Here is a 24,152-nt window from a genome sequence, read left to right as displayed (position 1 = left end):
ATTCGGAATTCACCCGCCTCCTCTCCCCGCTTGCCACTGCTATATTGCTATGATTTGCCAGGGATAATGACAATGCCTACCGTTATCACGCACGCCGCCGTCCCGATTTGCCTTGGGCTGGGTCTGGGACTGAAAGTCATTCCTCCACGTTTACTGTTTGCCGGGATCGCGCTGGCAATGCTACCAGATGCCGACGTCCTTTCATTCAAACTCGGCGTGTCCTACGGGAACGTGTTCGGACACCGAGGGTTTACCCATTCGCTACTGTTTGCGTTGGTGGTTCCGCTGCTCTGCGTGTGGATGGGGCGGCGATGGTTTAAAGCCGGGTTAATGCGCTGCTGGTTGTTTTTGACGGTTTCGCTGCTGTCGCACAGTCTGCTGGACGCAATCACTACCGGCGGCAAAGGAGTTGGCTGGCTGTGGCCGTGGTCGGACGAGCGCTTTTTCGCACCATGGCAGGTGATAAAAGTCGCGCCGTTTGCCCTGTCGCGCTACACCACGCCGTACGGGCATCAGGTCATTATTTCCGAGTTACTGTGGGTGTGGTTGCCGGGTGTACTGCTGATGGGGATGCTGTGGTGGTACCGGAAGCATTGAATTGCCGGATAACGACGCAAAACGTTTTATCCGGCACGGCTCAGGTATATTGTCGGCCGGATAAGGCGTTAGCCGCCATCCGGCAAGAACGTTACTTACGACGCCAGGTCGTCCCCTGCGGGCCATCTTCCAGCACGATGCCCATTTCGTTCAGACGGTCACGCGCCGCATCCGCCGCCGCCCAGTCTTTGGCTTTACGGGCATCCAGGCGCTGTTGAATCAGCGCTTCAATTTCCGCAACTTCACCGTCATCCGCCTGCGCACCGCTTTGCAGAAACGCTTCTGGATCCTGCTCCAGCAGTCCCAGCACGCCAGAGATCTTACGCAGATGTGAGGCCATCGCGTTCGCGGCAGCCATATCTTCGCTCTTCAGACGGTTCACTTCACGCGTCATGTCGAACAGTACGGAGTAGGCTTCCGGGGTGTTGAAATCGTCATTCATCGCCTCAACAAAGCGCGCTTCAAACGCCTCGCCACCGGCTGGCGCGACCGACGTATCCGTCCCGCGCAGCGCGGTGTACAAGCGCTCCAGCGCAGAACGCGCCTGCTTCAGGTTCTCTTCACTGTAGTTCAACTGGCTGCGATAGTGGCCGGACATCAGGAAGTAGCGCACGGTTTCCGCGTCGTAATACTTCAGCACGTCGCGTACGGTAAAGAAGTTACCCAGCGATTTGGACATCTTTTCGCGGTCAACCATCACCATCCCGGAGTGCATCCAGTAATTCACGTACTCACCGTCATGCGCACAGGTGGACTGGGCAATTTCGTTTTCGTGGTGCGGGAACATCAGATCAGAACCGCCGCCGTGGATATCAAAGTGATTACCCAGCTGTTTGCAGTTCATCGCGGAACATTCAATATGCCAGCCAGGACGGCCTGCGCCCCACGGTGACGGCCAGCTCGGCTCGCCCTCTTTGGACATTTTCCACAGCACGAAGTCCATCGGGTTACGTTTCACATCGACCACATCCACGCGCGCGCCGGCCTGCAGTTGGTCCAGATCCTGGCGCGACAACTGGCCGTAGTTTGGGTCGGTCGGGACATCGAACATCACGTCGCCGTTATCCGCCACATAGGCGTGACCTTTAGCAATGAGCTGTTCAGTGATTTCAATGATTTCAGCGATATGGTGAGTCGCGCGCGGCTCCAGGTCCGGACGCAGAATATTTAGCGCATCAAAGTCGTTGTGCATTTCGGCGATCATACGATCCACCAGCGCCACAAAGCTTTCGCCGTTTTCATTTGCGCGTTTAATGATTTTATCGTCGATATCGGTGATGTTACGCACGTACTTCAGCTTGTAGCCCAGAAAGCGCAGATAGCGCGCCACCACGTCAAACGCCACAAACGTACGGCCATGACCAATATGACAGAGATCGTAAACGGTAATACCACACACGTACATGCCGACTTCCCCGGCATGAATGGGTTTGAATTCCTCTTTTTGGCGCGTCAGTGTATTAAAGATTTTTAACATCGAAGATTCCGTGTAAGACGTGTGTGGATAACAAAGTCTGTATAATACCCATAATTCGGACGGGAAGCAGCACACTTTGCGAGGTGATCGCAGCGTGCGGTTATGCTATAACACCTCCCTAACTCTGACCCTTAGTTGGGTTAAAGCACTACTATATCGGAACAGGATGCAAAAATGGTTACTTTCCACACTAATCACGGCGATATCGTAATCAAAACGTTTGATGATAAAGCGCCTGAAACAGTTAAAAACTTCCTGGACTACTGCCGCGAAGGTTTTTACAACAACACCATTTTCCACCGTGTGATCAATGGTTTTATGATTCAGGGCGGCGGTTTTGAGCCTGGCATGAAACAGAAAGCCACCAAAGACGCTATCAAAAACGAAGCCAACAACGGTCTGAAAAACACCCGTGGTACGCTGGCAATGGCGCGTACTCAGGCTCCGCACTCCGCAACGGCGCAGTTCTTCATCAACGTTGCCGACAACGACTTCCTGAACTTCTCCGCCGAAAGCATGCAGGGCTGGGGCTACTGCGTCTTTGCGGAAGTGGTTGAAGGGATGGACGTGGTTGACAAAATCAAGGGCGTTTCTACCGGTCGCAGCGGCATGCACCAGGACGTACCGAAAGAAGACGTCATTATCGAAAACGTGACCGTCAGCGAGTAATCGTGACGACACTGTTTATTGCAGATCTTCATCTCTGCACGGAAGAACCGGCGATCACCGCCGGTTTTCTGCGTTTTTTAGCGGGTGAAGCCCGTCAGGCTGACGCCCTGTATATCCTGGGCGACCTGTTCGAAGCGTGGATTGGCGATGACGATCCCAACCCGTTACATCGTGAAATCGCCACCGCCATTAAAGCGGTTGTTGATTCCGGCGTCCCCTGTTTCTTTATTCACGGTAATCGTGACTTCCTGATTGGCAAACGCTTCGCCTGCGAAAGCGGCATGACGTTGCTCCCCCAGGAAAAAGTGCTCAATCTGTACGGTCGCCGGGTGCTTATCCTGCACGGCGATACGCTGTGCACCGATGACGCGGGTTATCAGGCATTTCGCGCAAAAGTCCATCAACGCTGGCTGCAAACGCTGTTCCTCGCCCTGCCGCTGTGTATTCGCAAACGCGTGGCCGCCCGAATGCGTGCCGACAGTAAAGCCGCTAACCGCAGCAAATCGCTGGAAATCATGGACGTCAACCCACATGCGGTGATCGCGGAAATGGAAAAACATCATGTCCAGTGGCTGATTCACGGCCATACTCACCGTCCTGATGTCCACCCGCTCACGGCTAATGGCGAACCCGCCTTTCGCGTCGTGTTAGGTGCCTGGCATACGGAAGGATCGATGGTTAAAGTCACGCCGGACGATGTGGAACTGATCGCTTTCCCGTTTTGAGAAAAACATTCTCATTATAAAATCATGATTCAGATCATTACCCTCTAAGTTTGGTTGGTTATGCTAAAACAAATTTAAAAAGTAAGGGCAATGATGAATATCGATCAAGATTTTATTCGTACAACTGTGCTTAGTTTTCATCGGAGCTTAATGAGGAATGGTTTTTTATGTGACCATTCCGAATTTTTACCTTTGAATGATAACTATGATGACGAAGTCTACCAAAAAATATATGCGTTAAAATACCTTCCCGCCTACTATTTTGAATATTGTATTTTAGCCAATTTGCTTCTGAAAAGGCTAAATAACAATAACGTAACCGACATAAACATTGCCTCTATGGGGTGTGGTTTATACCCCGATTACTTTGCCCTCCTTCATAATCTTACGGGCATCAACTTTAACTATTATGGTTACGATGTATGTCACTGGAAAACAAGACAACTGCTTCCACAAGGAAAAGACAACTTATATCTGACATCACGTGCTGTTAACCAAATCAGCTCGAAGACTCTGGGCAAATTTGATGTGTTTATTTTTCCCAAATCACTTAAAGACATTGAACAGTCATCAGATATTCAACAACTTGCCCATGATATTGTAAAAACCAAGAAAAACAAACTCTACTTTCTCAACTCTTATATAAATACTTCTTTTGAGCAGTCAAGTACACATGTAGGTATTTTCAAAATTATTCATGATGCATTAATAAATAATGGTTTTTCAACAATTGACAAGCATAATGTTACTCAATATATGGGGAACGCTGGCCAGGGCCTGAAAGCGCTAGACATTCATTTTGAATATCCACAGGAATGCCTGATGCTGTGCCTTGAAAAAGACGATAGCTGTAAGTGTAAAATAACTGATAACCCTATATTAACTAACAGATATCTTGACTACCAAATACTGGAATACTCGCGATGATCATTAGTGCCAGCCGTCGCACCGATATACCCGCTTTCTACAGCGAGTGGTTAATGAACCGCATTCGCGAGGGTTTTTTGCTGACCCGCAATCCCTTTAACTATCACCAGATCTCTCGGGTGTCATTGCGGCCTGAAGATGTTGATGCGATCGTATTCTGGACACGCAACCCGACGAAACTGCTTCCCTATATCGATGAGCTCACTGACATCGGTCACCGTTTTTATTTCCAGTTTACCCTCACCGGGTACCCGCGCTTGATTGAGTCTAAAACCTTAAATCCGCATAAAGCACTCGACGTATTCAAACGACTGTCAGCAAAAGTTGGCGCTGAAAAAGTCATCTGGCGCTATGACCCTATTTTGTTTTCAAATCTCCTTCCGTTTGACGAACATATCCGCCTGTTCAGTAAAATCGCCACCGAATTAGAAGGCTATACCCGGCGCGTCGTGATTAGCTTCGCTGATTTCTATCAAAAAACAGAAAAAAACCTGAAGGCGATTGATTCGCTCATTTACAGCGATATCACACAGAACCAGCCACTCTGCTTAGCGCTGTCGCAAAAATTGGCGGATATTGCCCGGCAACATGGGCTGGATATTTACTCCTGTGCAGAAGAAGTCAATCTTACCGGGCAGGGTATTCAACACGGTAAGTGTATTGATGAGGCGCTTATTAATGACTTGTTTGGCTTATTAATACCCAACAGCAAAGATACAGGTCAACGTGAGGCCTGTGGATGTGTCAAAAGTATAGACATCGGTGCCTACAACACCTGCCTGCATGGATGTCAATATTGCTACGCGACTTACAATCAACATCAAGCCAACAGCAATTTCAAAAAGCATGATCCACAGAGTCCCTTTTTGTCAGGGGGCACAGAGGGGGTTGATCCGCTTCTGTTAGAACCGGTACGTTTCCAGCGAAATCTCTTTTGACATCGCAGGAAGCCTTAAAATCCAGCTACGCAACCGTTTTCCTTGGCGTTGTATCGTGCTATTCTCTGTGGCCTCAAAAGCAGCGTGTCCCGCACCACAGGAGTTTTCAGACGCATGTCTTCCCGCAATAATCCGGCGCGTGTCGCCATCGTGATGGGGTCCAAAAGCGACTGGGCTACCATGCAGTTCGCCGCCGAAATCTTTGAAATCCTGGATGTCCCACATCACGTAGAAGTGGTTTCTGCCCACCGCACCCCCGATAAACTGTTCAGCTTTGCCGAAAGCGCCGAAGAGAACGGCTATCAGGTAATTATTGCTGGCGCAGGTGGCGCTGCCCATCTTCCAGGTATGATTGCGGCGAAAACGCTGGTGCCGGTATTGGGCGTTCCGGTACAAAGTGCAGCGCTGAGCGGCGTTGATAGCCTGTACTCAATCGTGCAGATGCCGCGCGGTATTCCGGTCGGTACACTGGCAATTGGTAAAGCGGGCGCGGCTAACGCGGCGCTGCTGGCGGCGCAGATTCTGGCGACGCATGATAAGGCATTGCATCAGCGCCTGAACGACTGGCGCAAGGCGCAAACGGATGAGGTGTTGGAGAATCCGGATCCGCGAGGTGCGGCATGAAACAGGTTTGCGTACTGGGCAACGGGCAGTTAGGCCGGATGCTCCGTCAGGCCGGTGAACCGCTGGGTATCGCCGTCTGGCCGGTGGGGCTGGATGCGGAACCGGCTGCCGTGCCTTTTCAGCAAAGCGTGATTACCGCAGAAATCGAGCGCTGGCCGGAAACCGCGTTAACACGTGAACTGGCGCGTCATCCGGCTTTCGTTAACCGTGATGTATTCCCAATTATTGCTGATCGCCTGACGCAAAAACAGCTTTTCGATAAGCTCGGCCTGGCGACCGCGCCATGGCAGTTGCTGACCGACAAAAGCGAATGGCCTGCTGTCTTTCACCGTTTAGGCGAACTGGCGATCGTGAAACGTCGTGTCGGTGGTTATGACGGTCGTGGTCAGTGGCGTTTACGCGCCAGTGAAACCGATCAACTGCCTGACGATAACTACGGCGAATGCATTGTTGAGCAAGGCATTAATTTCTCGGGTGAAGTGTCGCTCGTTGGCGCACGCGCGCATGACGGCAGCACGGTGTTCTACCCGTTGACGCGTAACCTGCATCAGGACGGTATTCTGCGCACCAGCGTCGCCTTCCCTCGAGCCGACGCGAAGCAACAAGCGCAGGCCGAAGCCATGCTTTCGGCCATCATGCAGGAGCTGGGTTACGTTGGCGTGATGGCGATGGAGTGTTTTGTTACGCCGGAAGGTCTGCTGATCAACGAACTGGCCCCGCGCGTGCACAACAGCGGTCACTGGACGCAAAACGGCGCCAGCATCAGCCAGTTTGAGCTGCATCTGCGGGCGATTACCGGCCTGCCGCTGCCGTCACCGGTGGTGGACAGTCCGTCGGTAATGGTGAATCTGATTGGCAGCGATCTGAACTACGACTGGCTGAAACTGCCGTTAGTGCATCTGCACTGGTACGACAAAGAAGTGCGTCCGGGGCGTAAAGTGGGTCATCTGAATCTGACCGACAGCGATACCGCGCGCCTGAGCGCCACGCTGGAAGCCCTCGCGCCGCTGCTGCCGCCGGAATACGCCAGCGGTATCCTCTGGGCGCAAACTCAGCTCAAGTAAGCCTAAAATGCGGGGAAGTTTAACTTATACTTCCCCGCCCTCTCGTTCCGCGCGTAAAATCCCGTCCATTGCTGTTTGTCTTCTTCAGGATTTCTCATGAACGATGGAACGGACTATCGCGCGATACTTACCGCCGATACGCCCTTAATCGATGTCCGCGCGCCGGTTGAATTTCAGCAAGGTGCCATACCGGGCGCGATAAATTTACCCTTAATGAATGATGACGAGCGTGCCGCCGTGGGTACCTGCTATAAACGCCAGGGGCCAGAAGCTGCACTTGAGCTCGGCCATCAACTGGTCAGCGGCGAGATTCGCCAGCAGCGTCTGGCTGCCTGGCGCAAAGCCTGCCAGCAACACCCGCAGGGCTATCTCTGCTGCGCCCGGGGCGGTCAGCGTTCGCACATTGTCCAGCAGTGGCTACGTGAATCCGGCGTGGATTACCCGTTGATCAACGGTGGCTACAAAGCGCTACGCCAGGCCGCGATTGCCGCCACGGAAGAACAGGTCCAAAAACCGATCGTGCTAATTGGCGGCTGTACCGGCAATGGCAAAACACAACTGGTGCAAAAGCAGGAAAACGGCGTAGATCTTGAGGGATTAGCCCATCATCGCGGCTCCTCTTTTGGGCGCACGCTGGAACCCCAGCTCAGTCAGGCCAGTTTTGAAAATCTGCTGGCGGTGACGCTGCTCAAAAAGCAGGCCACGCGCTGGGTGCTGGAAGATGAAGGCCGGATGATTGGCGCTAACCATCTGCCGGAATGTCTGCGCGAGCGCATGACGCAGGCCGCTATCGCCGTGATTGACGATCCGTTCGGGCGCCGTCTTGAGCGTCTGCGGGAAGAGTATTTCGTGCGGATGCATCATGATTTCACCCATGCGTATGGCGAAGAGCCGGGATGGCAGGAATACAGCAACTATCTGCATCATGGGCTTTTTGCAATTCAACGGCGTCTGGGTTTGCAGCGGTTTAACGAGTTAACCGCCAGGCTGGACGTGGCACTGGAGGCACAGCGTCAGACCGGCAGCACCGAAGCGCATTTCAGTTGGTTAGTGCCGCTGCTGGAAGAATACTACGATCCGATGTATCGCTATCAACTGGAAAAGAAAGCCGGACAGATTGTCTTTCGTGGAACATTTGAAGAGGTTGAGGCGTGGTTGCGCGGTTGAAAAACGCCGGAGGGTGATGATTTGTAGGCCCGGTAAGCGTTAGCGTCACCGGGCACAGCATCAGACTCAGAAGTCGTAACGCAGACGCACCAGGTTCATATCACCCAAGTTATCGGTGCTGGAGGTAAAGACGTGTTCGTAATCAACACGGAAGCCATAATCCAGCTGGAAGCTGATACCCACGCCGTTGTCGGTACGCAGGTAGTTGCGACCATTCACGTATTCAATACGGTCACCCATGAAGTACGGCTGAACGGATTTCAACGCATACTGGTTGATTGGGAATGTATAGCCCGCAAAGTATTCCAGACCCCACGCATCACCGGCAAAGTAGTCGTTAACAGACACTTTTTTGGTGGTCATAAAGTTCTGGTACCAGCCGCCGCCCAGTGAGAAGGTCCAGTTATCCGGGGTCCAGCTCAGGGCAGTACCCACGATGTTCTGATCGTACGTTTTGCTGCCGTTACCGCGCATTTCCGCACGGGTGTAGTTCCACGCCGTACCCCAGCTCAGATCGTCAGTAATGTGATAATCCGCACCCAGTGAACCACCGCCTTTACGCTTGTAGTTCAGGCCATTATTCGGGTTGTAGTCGTCGCTGAACAGATAAGATGCGTAGAGATCAACATCACCAACCGTTTTCTTATATTTCAGCATTTTGCGGGAACGGTAAGAACCATCATAGTCGCCGTTAATCCCGTTACCCGGTGCCTGACCAATCATGTCGTAGTCCCAGATATCGGTTTTCGCACCGACCACATCGTAGTAGATGCTGTTCTGTTGACCGAAGGTCAGCGTACCCCAGGTATCGCTCTTCAGACCGGTGTAAAGCATACGACGCGTGGTGTCATGCGCGCCGTCAGCATAGTGATTGTCCCAGTTGAACTGCGCCGGAATGTTAACGCCCAGCTCGTAGAAGCTGATCCAACTGATGTCATCAAACAGATAGTAATCTGCCGCGAAGCGGAAACGGGTACCGCCGTCGAAGCCATTACGTTTATAGCCATTTGCGCCGTCATCGCCCGTCATGTTCTGGAACTGAGGACGAATACTCCCGCCAACGGTAAAGTTGAGACGGCTCAGCGGATTGCCCGCCTGCGGATCTTGTTTCAGAACGGTGATTTCCGCCTGAGAGGCGAAAGACGTTAATGCCACTGCTGCGCCGATCGATGCCGCCAGCGCTGTTGTTTTTATAGTCATTATTTTTCCTTGATAGATTTCCTGCTAATTATTCAGCGCTTGAATATTAACTGGTATTAACACTGACGTGTTGGCGGGTTTTTAATGATTTGTGCCGTTAAATAGCGAGGGGTTATCAATTTATGCTACTAAGAAAGTACGCGCCAGCATAAAAACCGGCGCGTCATTATCACGGGATTAAACAGTAAACTGACGGAACAACGCTTTCCCTTTTAGCAGACGGACACCGAGCCAGCCCCCGCAAAGAGAAAGTAAAAGCGCGCCGCAAAGAGGCAGGACAATCCACAAGCGCCAGTCAGGTTCCCACGGGAAGTCAAACACCTGCGTTTGCAGCACCGCCAGCGCGGTTTCCGCGCCGATGGACGCCACCAGCCCGGAGACCAGCCCCAGCATGGCAAATTCACACCACAGCGTAGTGCGCAGGAGTTTTTTGCCCGCGCCTAACGTACGCCAGACTACCAGTTCCTGATGGCGCTGGCGCATGCCGACCTGCACCTGCGCCAGTAGCAACAGCATGCCGCAGGCGGTTACCAGCACAACCATGACCTCCAGCGCCCGGCTAACCTGCTCCAGCACCTGCCCTACCTGCTTAAGGATCGCGCCGATGTCTAACAGGCTAATCGTCGGGAACTCACGATTAAGTTGCGTCAGCATGCCGTTGCCGTTTTCCCAGCGGAAGCTGGTCAGCCAGCTTTGCGGCTGACCATCCAGCGCGCCGGACGGAAAGATAAAGAAAAAGTTAGGGCGCAGGCTTTCCCAGTCGACCCGGCGCAAACTGGTCACCTTCGCACTGAACGCCTGAGTGTCACCCATAAAAGTGACGCTGTCGCCGAGTGAAACGTTCAACCGTTTTGCCAGCCCCTCTTCCATCGATACCTCGCCTTTTCCTGGCGGCCAGTTACCGGCGGTGATGGGGTTGTGATCCGGACGGGTATCCTGCCAGGTCAGATTCAGCTCACGATTCAGAGACTCATCTTGTCCCCCTTCTGTCGGCGTGTTGTTTATCGCCGTCAACCGCGCCCGCACGATCGGGTAGAACGCTTCCGGGATCACCTGATGCTCGGAAAGAAATGCCTTCACCTGCGGCACCTGCTCCGGGGCAATGTTGATCAGAAAATAATTGGGACTTTCCGGCGGAAGCTGCTGCTGCCAGCGATCCAGCAGATCACCGCGTAAAACCAGCAGCAGTGCCAGTAGCATAAACGACAGCGAAAACGCTGACAGCTGGCTCAGCGTCGACCACGGCTGACGTAACAGACGACTGACCGCGAGGCGCAGCGGCAACGACGACAGCGTCATCCCACGCAGAACGTTCAGCAGCATCCAGCCCAACACGCCGCACAGCAGCGCCAGCACGACCGCCCCCGCCAGCACCGCCCACAGCAACGGACTGCCCCCCATTAACCCGGCCAGTAACACCACCACCACCACGGTCACGATCGGCAAATAGAATTTCAGCGGCCAGACGTTGGCCACCACGTCACGACGCAAGACGCGCAGCGGCTGGGTAGCTAATAACAAGCGATAGGGACGCAAACCGACCAGCAGCGAGATCACCGTCATGGTGCCCAACGCCCAGATCCACGGCCAGAAACTGGCAGGCGGCAGCGCGGCGGGCAGCACCGGTTTAAGCAGTACCATTAGCATCTTTTCGAATAACAGGCCGATCGCCCCGCCCGTCACGGCGGAAAGCGCCAGTACCATCAGCCACTGCCCGACAATCAGTTTTCGCAGTTGTGCCCTGCCCGCACCGAGCGTTTTCAGAATCGCCACCAGATCATAACGACTGCGACAGTAGTGATTCATCGCCACCGCCACGGCAGCGACGGCCAGTAGCAGTGTTAACAGTGCCGAAAGAAGAAGAAATTGTTGCGAACGCTCCAGGGATTTGCCCAGCGCGCCGTCGTCCTGTTCAAGTCCGTACCAGCGATGTTCCGGCTTCAGCTGCGGTAGTAGCCACTTTTCATAGCCGTCAAGCTGTTGCGGCGTGCCACCAAATTTATAGCGCCACGTGACGCGACTGCCGGGCTGCACGGCACCGGTTTTCGCAACATCCGCTGTATTCATTAACAGACGCGGCGCCATCTGGAAGGGGTTAAAGCCGGAGTCTGGCTCCTGCACCACTTCCCCAGCAATGCGCAGCGTGGCGTCGCCGACATCAATAGTGTCGCCGATTTTCAGGTTCAGCAACGCCATCAGTCGCGGCGCCAACAGTACCGTTCCCTGCTGTGGCTTGAGCCCCGGCGGATTGGTTTCCAGCTCGCCGTACATCGGATAGATGTCATCGACCGCTTTGACGTTCGCCAGCTGTGGCGTATCGCCAGCAAAGGTCATGGTGGCAAAGGTCAGTTGTTCTCCGACCTTCAGACCGCGCTGACGCGCATCGTCAATCCACGCCTGCGGCACCTCGCGTGAGCTGCGCAGTGCCCGGTCCCCCGCCATGAACTCGCGGCTTTGCTGACTTAACCCTTTTTCCATCCGGTCGCTGATGTTGCCCAGCGCCAACACGCAGGCCACCGCCAGACTCAGCGCCAGCCAGACAATCAACAGCGACGGCGAGCGCCATTCGCGCCAGAACCAGCGTGCGATCATGCCTCCTCCTGCAACTGTCCATTCACCAGGCGCAGTCGTCGGTTGCAGCGCGCCGCCAGTTGCGGATCGTGAGTCACCAGAATCAGCGTGGTGCCGTGTTCGCGGTTAAGCGAAAAGAGCAGATCGGCAATTTTTTCACCGGTCTGCCGGTCGAGGTTCCCCGTTGGTTCATCGGCAAACAGGACGTCCGGGCGACCATTAAAAGCGCGCGCCAACGCCACGCGCTGCTGCTCACCACCGGAAAGCTGCGCCGGAAGATGGTCCAGACGCTTGCCCAGACCCAGTTGTTCCAGCAGGGCTTTCGCTCCCGCTTTACTTTGTCCGCTGTTTTCGCCGCGCAGTAGTGCGGGAAGTTCGACGTTTTCCAGTGCATTCAGCGTGGGAATCAACATAAATGACTGAAAGACAAAACCGACATGCTGTGCACGCAGTTGAGCCCGGGCCTCTTCATCCATCTGATGCAACGGTTTCCCCACCAGATTGACGGCGCCGTCGGTGCCATCGTCCAGTCCGGCGAGGATCGCCAGCAGCGTAGATTTCCCCGAACCCGACTCGCCAATCAGCGCAATGGTCTCGGCGCGTTTGACAACCAGGTCAACTCCGGTAAGGATGGAAAGCTCGTGCTCCCCCTGACCGACGGACTTCTTAAGATGATGAACTTCAACAATGTTTTCCGCTGGCATTTGCCTTTCCTGTTCCTGATCCTGTTTACCTGTCGGGCCGCTGCGGCTGACACGTTGTTAATCCTCGGCGACAGCCTGAGCGCCGGGTACCGAATGTCCGCCAGTGCCGCCTGGCCTGCACTGCTCAACGACAAATGGCAGAGCAAAACCACCGTGGTGAACGCCAGCATCAGCGGCGACACCTCCCAGCAAGCGCTGGCGCGCCTGCCTGCGCTACTCAAACAGCATCAACCGCGCTGGGTGCTGGTTGAGCTGGGCGGCAACGACGGGCTACGCGGCTTTGCGCCGCAACAGACCGAACAAACGCTGCGTACCATCGTGCAGGACGTGAAGGCGGCGAACGCCGAGCCGTTGCTGATGCAAATTCGCCTGCCCGCAAACTATGGCCGTCGGTATAATGAAACCTTTAGCGCGCTCTATCCAAAGCTCGCCAAAGAATTTGATATTCCTCTGTTACCCTTTTTTATGGAAGAGGTCTATCTAAAACCGCAGTGGATGCAGGATGATGGTATTCACCCTAACCGCGATGCCCAGCCGTTTATCGCTGACTGGATGGCGAAGCAGCTGAGTCCTTTAGTAAAACACGAGTCTTAACTCAACGGAGATCCTGACAGGTAAAGTTATGCAAAAATCGGTCTTAATAACAGGATGTTCCAGCGGTATCGGCCTGGAAAGCGCGCTTGAGCTGAAGCGTCAGGGTTTTCAGGTTCTCGCCGGCTGCCGCAAACCCGACGATGTCACGCGCATGAATAATATGGGATTCACCGGCGTATTGATCGACCTCGACTCGCCTGAGAGCGTGGATCGCGCCGCTGACGAGGTGATCGCCCTGACCGATAACTGCTTATACGGGATCTTTAACAATGCCGGGTACGGCGTCTACGGTCCGCTGCCCACCATCAGCCGCGCGCAGATGGAGCAGCAATTCTCCGCCAATTTCTTTGGCGCTCATCAGCTCACGATGCGTCTGTTACCGGCCATGCTGCCGCACGGCGAAGGTCGGATCGTGATGACCTCCTCGGTGATGGGGCTTATCTCCACACCCGGACGCGGCGCCTACGCGGCCAGTAAATACGCGCTGGAAGCCTGGTCAGATGCGTTACGCATGGAGCTACGTCACAGCGGAATTAAGGTCAGCCTGATTGAACCCGGCCCTATTCGCACGCGCTTTACGGAAAACGTTAACCAGACCCAGAACGACAAACCGGTGGAAAACCCCGGTATTGCGGCACGTTTTACGCTCGATCCTGAAGCCGTCGTCGCCAAAGTGCGCCATGCTTTTATCAGCGATAAACCCAAACTCCGCTATCCCGTCACGCTGGTAACCTGGGCCGTCATGCTGCTCAAACGTCTGCTGCCGGGACGCCTGATGGACAAAATTTTGCACGGATGAGTTGAAGCGCACGCGTCAGCCCCCATGTAAAAAAGAAATCGACACAAGAGAGTGACTCCATGTCCACACAGAATATTGTCAACATTAACGAAGCGAACCTGCAGCAGACCTTAGAACTGTCGATGACCACGCCGGTCCTGTTCTACTTCTGGTCTGAACGCAGCCAGCACTGCCTGCAACTGACGCCGGTGCTGGAAAGCCTTGCCGCACAGTACAACGGCCAGTTCATTCTGGCGAAGCTCGACTGCGATGCCGAGCAGATGATTGCCTCTCAGTTCGGTCTGCGCGCTATTCCAACCGTCTATTTGTTCCAGAACGGTCAGCCGGTTGACGGCTTCCAGGGACCGCAGCCTGAAGAGGTGATTCGCGCCCTGCTCGACAAAGTGCTGCCGCGTGAAGAAGAGCTAAAAGCGCAACAGGCCATGCAGCTGATGCAGGAAGACAACTACATTGAAGCGCTGCCGCTGTTGAAAGACGCCTGGCAGCTATCTAACCAGAGCAGTGAAATCGGCCTGCTACTGGCGGAAACGCAGATTGCCCTCAACCGCTCTGAAGATGCAGAAGCCGTGCTGAAAACCATTCCGCTTCAGGATCAGGACACCCGTTATCAGGGGCTGGTCGCGCAAATTGAACTGTTGAAACAGGCGGCGGATACGCCAGAGATTCAGCTACTGCAACAACAGGTGGCGGAAAATCCGCAGGACGCCGGACTGGCCGCACAGCTGGCGCTGCAACTGCATCAGGTGGGACGCAACGAAGAAGCACTGGAACTGCTGTTCAGTCATCTGAAAAAAGATCTTGCCGCCGCAGACGGTCAGGCACGTAAAACGTTCCAGGAAATTCTTGCCGCGCTGGGTACCGGCGACGCGCTGGCGTCGAAATATCGTCGTCAGCTCTACGCGCTGTTGTACTGATTTACGTTGCCCGATGGCGCTACGCTTATCGGGCCTACGCAAGTCGCTGGTTACGATTTCTTCAAACGCGTCACCACCAGTTGGTGGCGCGAGTTGTAAAACTTCCGATAGGTTAAATAGCAAGCAATGATGGTCGACAGGCTCGCCGTTGAGAGCAACATAAAGGTCACCATAATCTGATATTTAATCGCTTTGACCGGATCGATACCGGCAAAGATCAGCCCTGACATCATCCCCGGCAAACTCACCAGTCCGACCGTTTTCGCGGAGTCGATCGTTGGGATCAGCGAGGCGCGAATACTGTCGCGGATCAAGCCCGCAGACGCCATTTTCGGCGTGGCGCCAAGACTGAGTTTTTCCTGAATCTGCTGTTGTTCGCTGCTGAAACGCTGACCGAGATTGTTGTAGCACAATCCGACGGCCACCATCGCATTACCAGCGATCATCCCGGAAATGGGGATCACCTGCATCGGGATAAATTCAATCGACCCCGACAGCACCAGCACCGCCAGCGTTAACCCTGCCCCCGTCGTGATGGCAATAAACGAGGAAACAAACGCTTTATCAATATATTTACTGCGCTTCTGCGCGTTATACGCGGCGTTAAAACAGATGAATAACACCATCACTAACGTCAGGACAGCATGATTGACCGCGAAGATATATTTCAGGACATAGCCGACGATAATAAGTTGAACCACGGCGCGAGCGACGCTCCAGAGAATATCTTTCTCCAGCGCCAGTTTCTCTTTATGGCTTATCAGCATCGCCACCACCACCAGCATCATCGCTAATGCCAGTGACTCGTTAGTAATATTATGTTCATTCATTACGCGCTTCCTGCATTTCTCCGGCATGCGGCATCAGAGTGATTATTTCATCCGCATGATTAATTTCGTCTTTATCGTGAGTCACCCACAACACCCCTATCTGCTTATCGCGAGCATAGTGATGAATAATCTCATTCACATTGCGCTTATTGCTTTCATCCAGTGCGCTGGTGATTTCATCAAGCAGTAAAACCTGAGGCAAAAACTGTAAATTGCGGATCAGGGAAATGCGCTGTTTCTCTCCGCCGGAGAGCGCATTGATATTTTTCGCCAGAATCGACTCCGGCAGTTGAAAGCGGGCCAGGTCCGCCAAAAAAGCCCCAGGATCAGGACGCTGGTTACGGATTTGCCAGGGGAAGATCAGATTATCGTAGACCGTATCGCCAAACAGCGCGGGCGTCTGGGCGCAATACGAAACCTGTTGACGATAATGCTCCGGGTTGAGAGTGGCAATATCCTCCCCGCCAAAGCGGATCTCACCGCTATTCGGACTGAGCAACGACGCAATAATCTTCAGTAAGGTACTTTTTCCGCAGCCGGAAGGGCCGGTGATTAATTTAAATTCACCAGGACGTAAGTCAAAACTGATGTTATTCAGAATTTTGATGGTCCCGACCTGGTAACCCACATTGTTTACCTGCAACAACCTGCTATTTTCACGCATTATCTATCCTGTTTTCGCGTTTTATCGCAAAATAGTGTATCCCTCTAATTAACAGGAGGGGAACTCTCTTTAATGAATCAGGTATAATTTCAAGAGTAACATCGCCAATCTCGACATCATGGACAGTTCAACAGGAGGTTTTTCAATGCTTATTGTTATTCCTATTCTCATTTTTGTCGCGCTGGTCATCGTCGGCGCCGGCGTGAAAATTGTTCCCCAGGGGTATCAGTGGACGGTAGAGCGATTTGGCCGCTATACCAAAACGCTGCAACCGGGCTTAAGCATCGTTGTGCCGTTCATGGACCGGATTGGACGCAAAATCAATATGATGGAGCAGGTGCTGGATATTCCCTCGCAGGAAGTGATCTCGAAAGATAACGCCAACGTCACCATTGATGCCGTCTGCTTTATTCAGGTGATTGACGCGCCGCGTGCGGCCTATGAGGTCAGCAATCTGGAACTGGCGATCATCAACCTCACTATGACCAACATCCGTACCGTTCTGGGGTCGATGGAGCTTGATGAAATGCTCTCCCAGCGTGACAGCATCAATACCCGACTGCTGCATATCGTCGATGAGGCCACCAATCCCTGGGGCATTAAAGTCACGCGTATCGAGATTCGCGATGTCCGCCCACCGGCTGAACTGATCTCCTCCATGAACGCCCAGATGAAAGCGGAACGTACTAAACGTGCGTATATTCTGGAAGCCGAAGGGGTGCGCCAGGCAGAAATCCTTAAGGCCGAAGGGGAAAAACAGTCGCAGATCCTGAAAGCTGAAGGGGAGCGTCAATCCGCCTTCTTACAGGCAGAAGCCCGCGAACGTTCCGCTGAAGCGGAAGCCCGCGCGACCAAAATGGTGTCTGAAGCGATCGCCTCCGGTGATATTCAGGCGGTGAATTACTTTGTGGCGCAGAAATATACCGAAGCGCTACAGCAAATCGGCTCGTCCAGTAACAGTAAAGTGGTGATGATGCCACTGGATGCCAGCAGCCTGATGGGTTCCATTGCCGGGATCACTGAACTGATCAAGGACAGCGCCAGCGAACGGAATAAATAATGATCGAGATGATTGTGGGGCATCCCCATATTTTCTGGCTCAGCCTTGGCGGTCTGCTTCTGGCCGCTGAGATGTTGGGCGGCAACGGTTATCTGTTGTGGAGCGGCGTCGCGGCGGTCATTACCGGCATTCTGGTCTGGCTGTTGCCCGTCGACTGGGAATGGCAGGGTGTTATCTTTGCCGTCTTAACGCTGCTTGCCGCCTGGTTCTGGTGGAAGTGGATGGCGAAACGCGTTCGTGAACAAAAACCGGCAGACAGTCAGCTCAACCAGCGCGGCCAGCAACTGGTCGGCCGTCGGTTTGTCCTGGAGTCGTCTCTGGTCAATGGTCGTGGACACATGCGGGTTGGCGACAGTTCATGGCCGGTCAACGCCAGCGACGATCTGCCCGCCGGCACGCACGTTGAAGTGATTGCCGTTGAAGGCATCACGCTCTATATCAGACCCCTTACCCGATAAAACCGATGACAGGAATCGCATGATGGTCAGGAAGACGCCTCTGGCATTTAGCTTTTGTGCATTACTGGCGAGCGCCGCCCCTCAGGCATTCGCCTCGTTTGATATCGCAAACTGCACCTGGAGCGACGCGCGCTGTCTGCTAAAAGGCGCCCCTGTTCTGACGCCCGATAATGATTCACGCGATAACCTGTTGCGCCTGCTGAGTGAGGCAAAGTCGTTTGCTGTGCCCGTTCAGTCGATGCCTGCGGATATCACCCGCTCACGCGATTTCTATTTTGCTTATCACCCGCAGTGGGATGACGATGATGTCCGCACGGACTCGCCTGCACAAACGCAGAATGCACCCAATACACTCGCCCAGCAGATGGCAACGCTGCAGGTAGCGGCGGTTGAATTCAACCACGACGGTGAGCAGGAAAACCGTTTTGTCTCCAATAATGCCGACAGCGTCAGTCAGTTTTTTGCCGCGCTACTGAGCGATGCTACGCTGACAGCAGAACAAAAGCAGGCGCTGGCGCAGGCACGTCTGGGACTCTATTCCGGGGCCAGCGCAGAGCAAATCACGGCCTCTCTCACTACGCTCCCGGCGGACTCACCTGCCCTGGCGTATAAAACCTATCTGAACGCCGCAGCCCATTTTTACGCGGGTGAATACGAAAGCGCGGCGCAGGTCTTCACGTCGCTGCTTAAGAGCGATCGCCCGTGGCTGGCGGAAACCGCGCAATATATGCTGATGCGCACGGCGCTGAACAAAAGCAGCCAGAACAGCGTCGGCGAATATGGCGATTTTGATATCGCGCGAATAAACCGTGAAGACGCCTTACTCGCGCAAAAAGAGGCGCACACCTATCTCCAGTGCTGGCCTGAAGGCCGCTATGCCGATTCCGCACACGGCATGCTGCGTCGCATCCACTGGTATTTGCAGGACTGGGCGTCGCTTGCAGGATTGTATGAGCAGGCATTCCGGCAGGCCGCCGATGCGCAGACGCTGCGAAACCGGGTGATTGAATACGATAATGTCTATGGCAGGCAGTTTTACGATCAATCGGTACAGGAGGCGTTCGCCGACGCCCCTCTCGTCAGCTATACCGAGATGCTACGCGCCCTTCGTCTGAACAGCGACCAGAAGCCAACCCTGACGCAGGCTAACCTGGATGCCAGCAAACCGGTTTTTGAAAAAAGCGGAAAACTGCCGCTGTGGCGCGATCTGCAACTCAACCTGTGGCTGGCGACAGAAAACAATGCTGCGATTCTTCAGGCGGTTACCCCGGCAAAACAACTTCCGGCTCACGATATCCTCGCTTTCAGCGAACAGGTTCTCTACGGTAACGCGCTGATGGGTCAAAAGCAGTGGTCAGAAGCGCGTGATTTCTGGTCGACATTGCTGAAGCTGAGCCAGGATAACGAACAGCAGCAGTATGTGCAGGCAAAACTGACGGCCACGCTGGTGTACAGTGGCGATACGGAGGCGGTTTTTGCCCCGGACAGCGCGGTCACCAACCTGCGTTATCGTTCCCGGGTACTGAAAACCGTGGCGACGCCTGAACAGTTGCGTCAGCAGGTCAGCCAGGGACCGAATAACGAAGAACGCACTATCGCGCTGCATACGCTGCTGGTGCGCGATCTCACAGAAAACCGCTTTAGCGACTGGCTGCAGGACCGCAAACTCGCCAGCGCCATCACACAGCCGGTGATCGGCGAAGCATTCGACGACGTCAATCTGAGCACGTTTGACTGGAACGGTGACGCCGCTGAAGTCGGTTACGTGTGCCGCAGCCTCAATGAGACCGTCGGCACGCTGAGCAAAAATCCCGATGATGCCCATGCGCTGAACTGTCTGGGTGAGTTCTTCCGCACGTCACAAACCCATGCCGATTTGTGGAAAGACAGCGCAGGGAATGGCGTGCTGGAGACCGCTATCGACCGCAAGCGTCCGGTTGGGCAGTATGATCGCCAGAGTTACTACCAGCAGGTCATCACCTCGCCAAAAGCCGAGCACGAAGACAGAAGTTACGCACTGTATCGCGCCATCATGTGTTACGCCCCGTCCGGCACGAATGAGTGTGGCGGAGAAGAGGTGGACAAACAGCAGCGCAAAGGCTGGTTCACGCAGTTGAAAACCCAGTATCCGGGCAGTCCGTGGGCGCAAAAACTCAAATACTACTGGTAATCGCGCTACTGGCGGGACAGGCGCAGGCGGATGAGACGGTTATCGCCCGTGAACATCCCGCCTTCTGGCTCTGGTCAGGGGTGAAAGCCAGCGATGAACTGAGAGGCGCCCAAACGGTCTATCTGCATCAGGGGGAAGTATTGATGCGGGCAAAGGGCGTGGAGTTTCAGCGTCTGGGGCTTCCCGTCAGCCGCCTGACGTTTCCGTCCATCTGGCTTACCGTGCGCTTTACCACGCTCGACGTTCCGGACGCGATTCCGGCACGCATCGTGCGGCTGATGCAGCGCTGGCAGGGGGCGGGAAATCAGGTGGTAGGGCTACAGGTCGATTTTGACGCCGCGACGCATCAACTCGCCGACTACGCCCGCTTTCTGCGGGTATTGCGCCAACAACTGCCACCCGATTTTGCTCTTGGGGTAACCGGATTGCTGGACTGGGCGAAAACCGGTGACATTGCAACGCTGAACGCGCTGCCAATCGATGAACTGGTAGTGCAGAGCTATCAGGGACGGCACACGGTGACGAATTATCAGGACTACCTGCCCGCCCTCTCCCGCCTGCGAATTCCCTTTAAGCTTGGTCTGGTACAGCACGGTAAGCGGGACAGCCAGGCGGAAGCGCAGTTACGCACATCCCCGTGGTATCGCGGCACGGTGGTCTTTATGCTTAATCCCGACGCGCGTTAAGCCTGCGCCTTGTGGTGGCAACAGCCAGAAAGGTTATCAATAATAGGGCATTCCGCGCTGTCATCGCCCGGACACGACTCCGCCAGCGCCAGCAACTGTACGCGCATTGACTGTAATTCGCTGATATGGCGCTCAATTTCAGCCACTTTCTCCAGCGTCCGCTTTTTGACATCCGCGCTGTGACGCCCCGGATCGTTGAACAGATTTACCAGTTCACCGCACTCTTCAAGGTTGAATCCGACCTGGCGCGCCTGGCGCAGCAGCGTCAGTTCATTGAGATGCTGTTGCCCGTAGGTGCGATAACCGTTTTCACCACGCAGCGGCGGCGTGACCAGCCCTTTTTCTTCATAAAAGCGGATCGCTTTACTGGTTAAACCGGTTTTTTTTGCTACATCGCTGATATTCACACGTCCTCCGCACCTTAAGCTGTGGCATGGTGTCATTATAACGTACTTGTGGCTGACACCACACACCCATCCAATAGATGCCAGTAACCTCCTGTCACTTCACAGGTCGCGGGCGTTACCACTGCCACTTTCACATTTCCGGAACCGTCGAACGTTCGTACTTCATAAACAGTGAAGAACATCGAAGCAGGCGTACCTTTTTTTGTAACAATTGCCTGTTATAAGTGATCGCTTTCGCAATTTTAACTCTTTTACTTGATCATTCTACGCGGGTAGATTTATTAATCTCCGGTAAAAATATAATATCTACGCGAGTAGAACGTGAAGAGCACAAGCCTGCGACGTATGTCGACAGATAACTTCAAGGAGTTCTTATGAACACGCATTCATCCTCTGTTCCCCTGACGGATAACCAACAAGCCGCTCAGGAGCGGCTGGAAACCCCCGAAGGACGCCGCGAATTTTGGCGAGCGACATTTTCCTGCTGGTTAGGCACCACGATGGAGTATGCCGATTTTGCCCTGTACGGTCTTGCCGCAGGCATTATCTTTGGCGATGTCTTTTTTCCGGAAGCGACACCTGTCATGGCGTTACTTTCCAGCTTTGCCGCCTATTCCGTTGGGTTTATTGCTCGCCCCATCGGTGCGCTTCTGTTTGGCTGGATAGGCGATAAACATGGTCGGAAGATTGTCATGGTTATCACGATTGGATTGATGGGCTTGTCGACCATGTTAATAGGTTTGATCCCCAGCTACGCCCAGATTGGCGTCTGGGCGCCGGTATGCCTGGTTATCCTTCGATTTTCTCAGGGCCTGGGGGCCGGAGCGGAACTTTCAGGGGGTACCGTGATGCTCGGTGAATATGCTCCCGTTAAACGCCGTGGGCTGGTTTCCTCGATTATCGCGCTGGGCTCAAACAGCGGAACATTACTGGCTTCGTTGGTTTGGCTCATCGTCCTGCAAATGGACAAAGATGACTTATTAAGCTGGGGATGGCGTATTCCTTTTCTTTGCAGCATTCTTATCGCCGCTGCTGCGCTATTCATTCGTCGCCATATGCGTGAAACGCCCGTTTTTGAACGTCAAAAGGCCCTCCTGCAGGCCGAGCGAGAAAAAGTTCTTCGCGAGGGAAAAGCGCAGCAACAGCATGATACACGTAGTTTCTGGAAACGGACCCGTGCGTTCTGGACCATGGTCGGCTTACGCATTGGCGAGAATGGCCCCTCCTACCTGGCACAGGGATTTATCATTGGCTATGTCGCTAAAGTGCTGATGGTGGATAAATCAGTGCCGACCGTGGCGGTGTTTATCGCATCGGTTCTGGGATTTGCCATTATTCCTCTGGCGGGCTGGCTTTCCGATCGATTCGGCAGACGTATCGTCTATCGTTGGTTCTGCTTGTTACTGATCCTGTATGCTTTTCCGGCATTCATGCTGCTGGATTCTCGTGAGCCATGGATTGTCATCCCAACGATCATTACCGGGATGGGAATCGCGTCACTGGGTATTTTTGGTGTTCAGGCTGCATGGGGCGTTGAGCTTTTCGGTGTCAAGAATCGTTATACCAAAATGGCATTTGCAAAAGAGCTCGGTTCGATTATGTCTGGCGGGACAGCGCCACTTATCGCCTCGGCATTGCTCTCGTTTTATGGGCACTGGTGGCCAATCGCTCTCTATTTCGCTCTGATGGCCACAATTGGACTGGTAACCACGTTCTTTGCACCAGAAACCCGTGGACGGGATCTTAACTTACCCGAGGATGCAATTTGAGGCCAGAGAACGTGAGATGCGCGTTCTTTACCAAAGATTTTTGGGTCATAACGCCTTATGCTGTCTGGAAAAAATCACTCTGAACGCAATCAGGTAGGTGCCTCGTGACTCAATCACATTCGCAACGCGTAACACGTTCTGACGTGGCAAAAGAAGCGGGAACGTCCGTCGCTGTCGTTAGTTACGTTATTAATAATGGTCCACGTCCCGTTGCCGAAGCGACCCGGCAACGTGTACTACAGGCCATTAAGAAAACCGGCTATCGACCCAATGGCATCGCGCGTGCGCTGGCTTCAGGGAGTACACAAACTTATGGGCTTGTCGCACCGGATATCTCGAACCCGTTTATCGCCTCTATGGCTCATGCTCTGCAACACGAAGCATTTGCTGATGGCAAAGTACTCCTGCTGGGTGATGCGGGCGACAGCAGCTGCCGTGAACGTGAACTGATTAATAATATGTTGCACCGCCAGGTTGACGGGCTGATCTACACCAGTGTGGATCGCCATCCTTATATCAATTTGATTCAGGAGAGCGGTACGCCCTGCGTTATGCTCGATCGCGTGGATCCTGGACTTAACGTCAGCGTTATCCAGGTTGATGAACAACAGGCGGCGATGCAGGTAACCCAACATCTGATTGATCACGGATATCGCGACATCGGCATCATCTGTGGCCCGCGTGAAATGCTGAATACTCAGGATCGTATCCGGGGCTGGCAGCAGGCGCTGGAAGCCTCATCGCTAATGGTCAATCCTTCATGGATTTTTTCGACCAACTATACCCGCGCCGGAGGTTACGAGGCGACAAAACGTATGCTGCAACGCCAGCCACCGCGCGCGTTGTTCGCGACGAATGAACAGCAGGCACTGGGTTGCTTACGCGCCCTGGCGGAACATGGGCTGCGCGTCCCTGAAGATGTTGCACTGGTCTGTTTTAACGCAACACATGAATCGGCTTACAACGTCCCTTCTTTGACCGCCGTTCTGCAACCGGTCGATAAGATGGCCCGTGCGGCAATTGACATGCTGAAAAATTGGGATGGAGAGGTTCGCCGCGTTGAATTTGAGTTTTATTTACGAACAGGAGAATCGTGTGGCTGCCAGGGACATGAAGTACAACCCGAGACAACGTGAAA

24 protein-coding genes are annotated in these 24,152 nt (G+C 54.0%); 17 read left to right on the top strand and 7 right to left on the bottom strand.

The genetic code is table 11. From position 1 onward, the window contains the following. The first annotated feature begins 72 nt into the window (after positions 1–72). Entirely contained in the window at positions 73–597 is a 525-nt protein-coding gene (locus tag HVX64_RS06830; protein ID WP_044256702.1) for a metal-dependent hydrolase, read from the top strand. Between the two features lie 91 nt (positions 598–688). Here HVX64_RS06830 and cysS read toward each other — a convergent pair whose 3' ends face one another. Further along, a complete protein-coding gene (gene cysS, locus HVX64_RS06825) occupies positions 689–2,074 on the bottom strand; it encodes a cysteine--tRNA ligase (RefSeq protein ID WP_044256704.1) in 1,386 nt (461 codons plus the stop codon). Between the two features lie 174 nt (positions 2,075–2,248). Here cysS and ppiB point away from each other — a divergent pair, with 174 nt between their 5' ends. The 7 genes from ppiB (at position 2,249) to mnmH (ending at position 8,188) form a co-directional block, all read left to right on the top strand. Beyond that, positions 2,249–2,743, top strand: a complete 495-nt coding sequence (gene ppiB, locus HVX64_RS06820) for a peptidylprolyl isomerase B (RefSeq protein ID WP_042324369.1) — start codon at positions 2,249–2,251, stop codon at positions 2,741–2,743. A gap of 2 nt (positions 2,744–2,745) precedes the next feature. After that, entirely contained in the window at positions 2,746–3,468 is a 723-nt protein-coding gene (lpxH, locus tag HVX64_RS06815; protein WP_044256707.1) for a UDP-2,3-diacylglucosamine diphosphatase, read from the top strand. 90 nt (positions 3,469–3,558) lie between these two features. Then, positions 3,559–4,395, top strand: a complete 837-nt coding sequence (locus HVX64_RS06810) for a hypothetical protein (RefSeq protein WP_125339516.1) — start codon at positions 3,559–3,561, stop codon at positions 4,393–4,395. Further along, on the top strand, positions 4,392–5,333 hold the full coding sequence (locus HVX64_RS06805; RefSeq protein WP_044256710.1) for a DUF1848 domain-containing protein: 942 nt from the start codon (positions 4,392–4,394) through the stop codon (positions 5,331–5,333). Before HVX64_RS06810 ends, HVX64_RS06805 begins: the two co-directional genes overlap by 4 nt. 114 nt (positions 5,334–5,447) lie before the next feature. Beyond that, complete coding sequence (gene purE / locus HVX64_RS06800; RefSeq protein WP_043001520.1) at positions 5,448–5,957, top strand: 5-(carboxyamino)imidazole ribonucleotide mutase; 510 nt, start codon at positions 5,448–5,450, stop codon at positions 5,955–5,957. Next, positions 5,954–7,021 (top strand): 5-(carboxyamino)imidazole ribonucleotide synthase, encoded by a 1,068-nt coding sequence (gene purK, locus HVX64_RS06795; protein WP_044256713.1) that lies wholly within the window; start codon positions 5,954–5,956, stop codon positions 7,019–7,021. The genes purE and purK overlap by 4 nt, the downstream gene beginning before the upstream one ends. A gap of 96 nt (positions 7,022–7,117) precedes the next feature. Further along, positions 7,118–8,188, top strand: coding sequence for a tRNA 2-selenouridine(34) synthase MnmH (mnmH, locus tag HVX64_RS06790; RefSeq protein ID WP_044256715.1), 1,071 nt, complete (start codon positions 7,118–7,120; stop codon positions 8,186–8,188). A 66-nt stretch (positions 8,189–8,254) separates the two neighbouring features. Here mnmH and HVX64_RS06785 read toward each other — a convergent pair whose 3' ends face one another. The 3 genes from HVX64_RS06785 to ybbA form a co-directional block, all read right to left on the bottom strand. Beyond that, the gene (locus HVX64_RS06785; protein WP_044258905.1) at positions 8,255–9,388 is read right to left on the bottom strand and encodes a porin; all 1,134 of its coding nucleotides are present in this window, start codon (positions 9,386–9,388) and stop codon (positions 8,255–8,257) included. 177 nt (positions 9,389–9,565) lie between these two features. Continuing rightward, on the bottom strand, positions 9,566–11,980 hold the full coding sequence (ybbP, locus tag HVX64_RS06780; RefSeq protein ID WP_044258907.1) for a putative ABC transporter permease subunit YbbP: 2,415 nt from the start codon (positions 11,978–11,980) through the stop codon (positions 9,566–9,568). Continuing rightward, positions 11,977–12,663, bottom strand: coding sequence for a putative ABC transporter ATP-binding protein YbbA (gene ybbA, locus HVX64_RS06775; RefSeq protein ID WP_044259018.1), 687 nt, complete (start codon positions 12,661–12,663; stop codon positions 11,977–11,979). Before ybbA ends, ybbP begins: the two co-directional genes overlap by 4 nt. On the opposite strand from ybbA, the gene tesA reads away from it, so the two are divergent. The 3 genes from tesA to HVX64_RS06760 are packed head-to-tail and all read left to right on the top strand — an operon-like array spanning position 12,631 to position 14,970. Beyond that, complete coding sequence (tesA, locus tag HVX64_RS06770; RefSeq protein ID WP_125339513.1) at positions 12,631–13,257, top strand: multifunctional acyl-CoA thioesterase I/protease I/lysophospholipase L1; 627 nt, start codon at positions 12,631–12,633, stop codon at positions 13,255–13,257. The two genes, ybbA and tesA, sit on opposite strands and share 33 nt — an antisense overlap. A gap of 28 nt (positions 13,258–13,285) precedes the next feature. Next, the gene (ybbO, locus tag HVX64_RS06765) at positions 13,286–14,056 is read left to right on the top strand and encodes an NADP(+)-dependent aldehyde reductase (RefSeq protein WP_043001525.1); all 771 of its coding nucleotides are present in this window, start codon (positions 13,286–13,288) and stop codon (positions 14,054–14,056) included. Positions 14,057–14,115: 59 nt separating this feature from the next. Continuing rightward, positions 14,116–14,970 carry a co-chaperone YbbN gene (locus HVX64_RS06760; protein ID WP_043001526.1) on the top strand — a complete coding sequence of 285 codons (855 nt, stop codon included), beginning with the start codon at positions 14,116–14,118 and terminating at the stop codon, positions 14,968–14,970. A gap of 50 nt (positions 14,971–15,020) precedes the next feature. Here HVX64_RS06760 and fetB read toward each other — a convergent pair whose 3' ends face one another. Both fetB and fetA read right to left on the bottom strand, forming a co-directional pair. Continuing rightward, positions 15,021–15,800, bottom strand: coding sequence for an iron export ABC transporter permease subunit FetB (gene fetB / locus HVX64_RS06755; protein WP_043001527.1), 780 nt, complete (start codon positions 15,798–15,800; stop codon positions 15,021–15,023). Further along, positions 15,793–16,464: an iron ABC transporter ATP-binding protein FetA gene (gene fetA / locus HVX64_RS06750; RefSeq protein ID WP_044258908.1), complete on the bottom strand. Its 672-nt coding sequence runs from the start codon at positions 16,462–16,464 to the stop codon at positions 15,793–15,795. The genes fetB and fetA overlap by 8 nt, the downstream gene beginning before the upstream one ends. Before the next feature lie 145 nt (positions 16,465–16,609). Between fetA and HVX64_RS06745 the strand changes: the two genes are divergently transcribed. From HVX64_RS06745 to HVX64_RS06730, 4 genes are read left to right on the top strand one after another with little or no spacing between them, the layout of a single operon-like run. Continuing rightward, positions 16,610–17,524 (top strand): SPFH domain-containing protein, encoded by a 915-nt coding sequence (locus tag HVX64_RS06745; RefSeq protein WP_043001529.1) that lies wholly within the window; start codon positions 16,610–16,612, stop codon positions 17,522–17,524. Then, on the top strand, positions 17,524–17,982 hold the full coding sequence (locus HVX64_RS06740) for an NfeD family protein (protein WP_043001530.1): 459 nt from the start codon (positions 17,524–17,526) through the stop codon (positions 17,980–17,982). Before HVX64_RS06745 ends, HVX64_RS06740 begins: the two co-directional genes overlap by 1 nt. A gap of 22 nt (positions 17,983–18,004) precedes the next feature. Next, positions 18,005–20,152: a hypothetical protein gene (locus HVX64_RS06735; RefSeq protein WP_044259021.1), complete on the top strand. Its 2,148-nt coding sequence runs from the start codon at positions 18,005–18,007 to the stop codon at positions 20,150–20,152. Next, on the top strand, positions 20,122–20,838 hold the full coding sequence (locus tag HVX64_RS06730) for a DUF3142 domain-containing protein (protein ID WP_044258910.1): 717 nt from the start codon (positions 20,122–20,124) through the stop codon (positions 20,836–20,838). Before HVX64_RS06735 ends, HVX64_RS06730 begins: the two co-directional genes overlap by 31 nt. Here the strand turns inward: HVX64_RS06730 and cueR are convergent. Then, entirely contained in the window at positions 20,835–21,245 is a 411-nt protein-coding gene (cueR, locus tag HVX64_RS06725) for a Cu(I)-responsive transcriptional regulator (protein ID WP_044258912.1), read from the bottom strand. The two genes, HVX64_RS06730 and cueR, sit on opposite strands and share 4 nt — an antisense overlap. A gap of 374 nt (positions 21,246–21,619) precedes the next feature. On the opposite strand from cueR, the gene HVX64_RS06720 reads away from it, so the two are divergent. Then, positions 21,620–23,014, top strand: coding sequence for an MFS transporter (locus HVX64_RS06720; protein WP_044258914.1), 1,395 nt, complete (start codon positions 21,620–21,622; stop codon positions 23,012–23,014). A 104-nt stretch (positions 23,015–23,118) separates the two neighbouring features. Then, positions 23,119–24,150, top strand: coding sequence for a LacI family DNA-binding transcriptional regulator (locus HVX64_RS06715; RefSeq protein WP_043001534.1), 1,032 nt, complete (start codon positions 23,119–23,121; stop codon positions 24,148–24,150). The last annotated feature ends 2 nt before the right edge of the window (positions 24,151–24,152 follow it).

This window comes from Citrobacter sp. RHB20-C16 (assembly GCF_013890155.1).
GTDB classification, from domain to species: domain Bacteria; phylum Pseudomonadota; class Gammaproteobacteria; order Enterobacterales; family Enterobacteriaceae; genus Citrobacter_A; species Citrobacter_A amalonaticus.
Note: the sequence above shows the minus strand (reverse complement) of the source record. Positions and strands in the feature narration are given on the sequence as shown.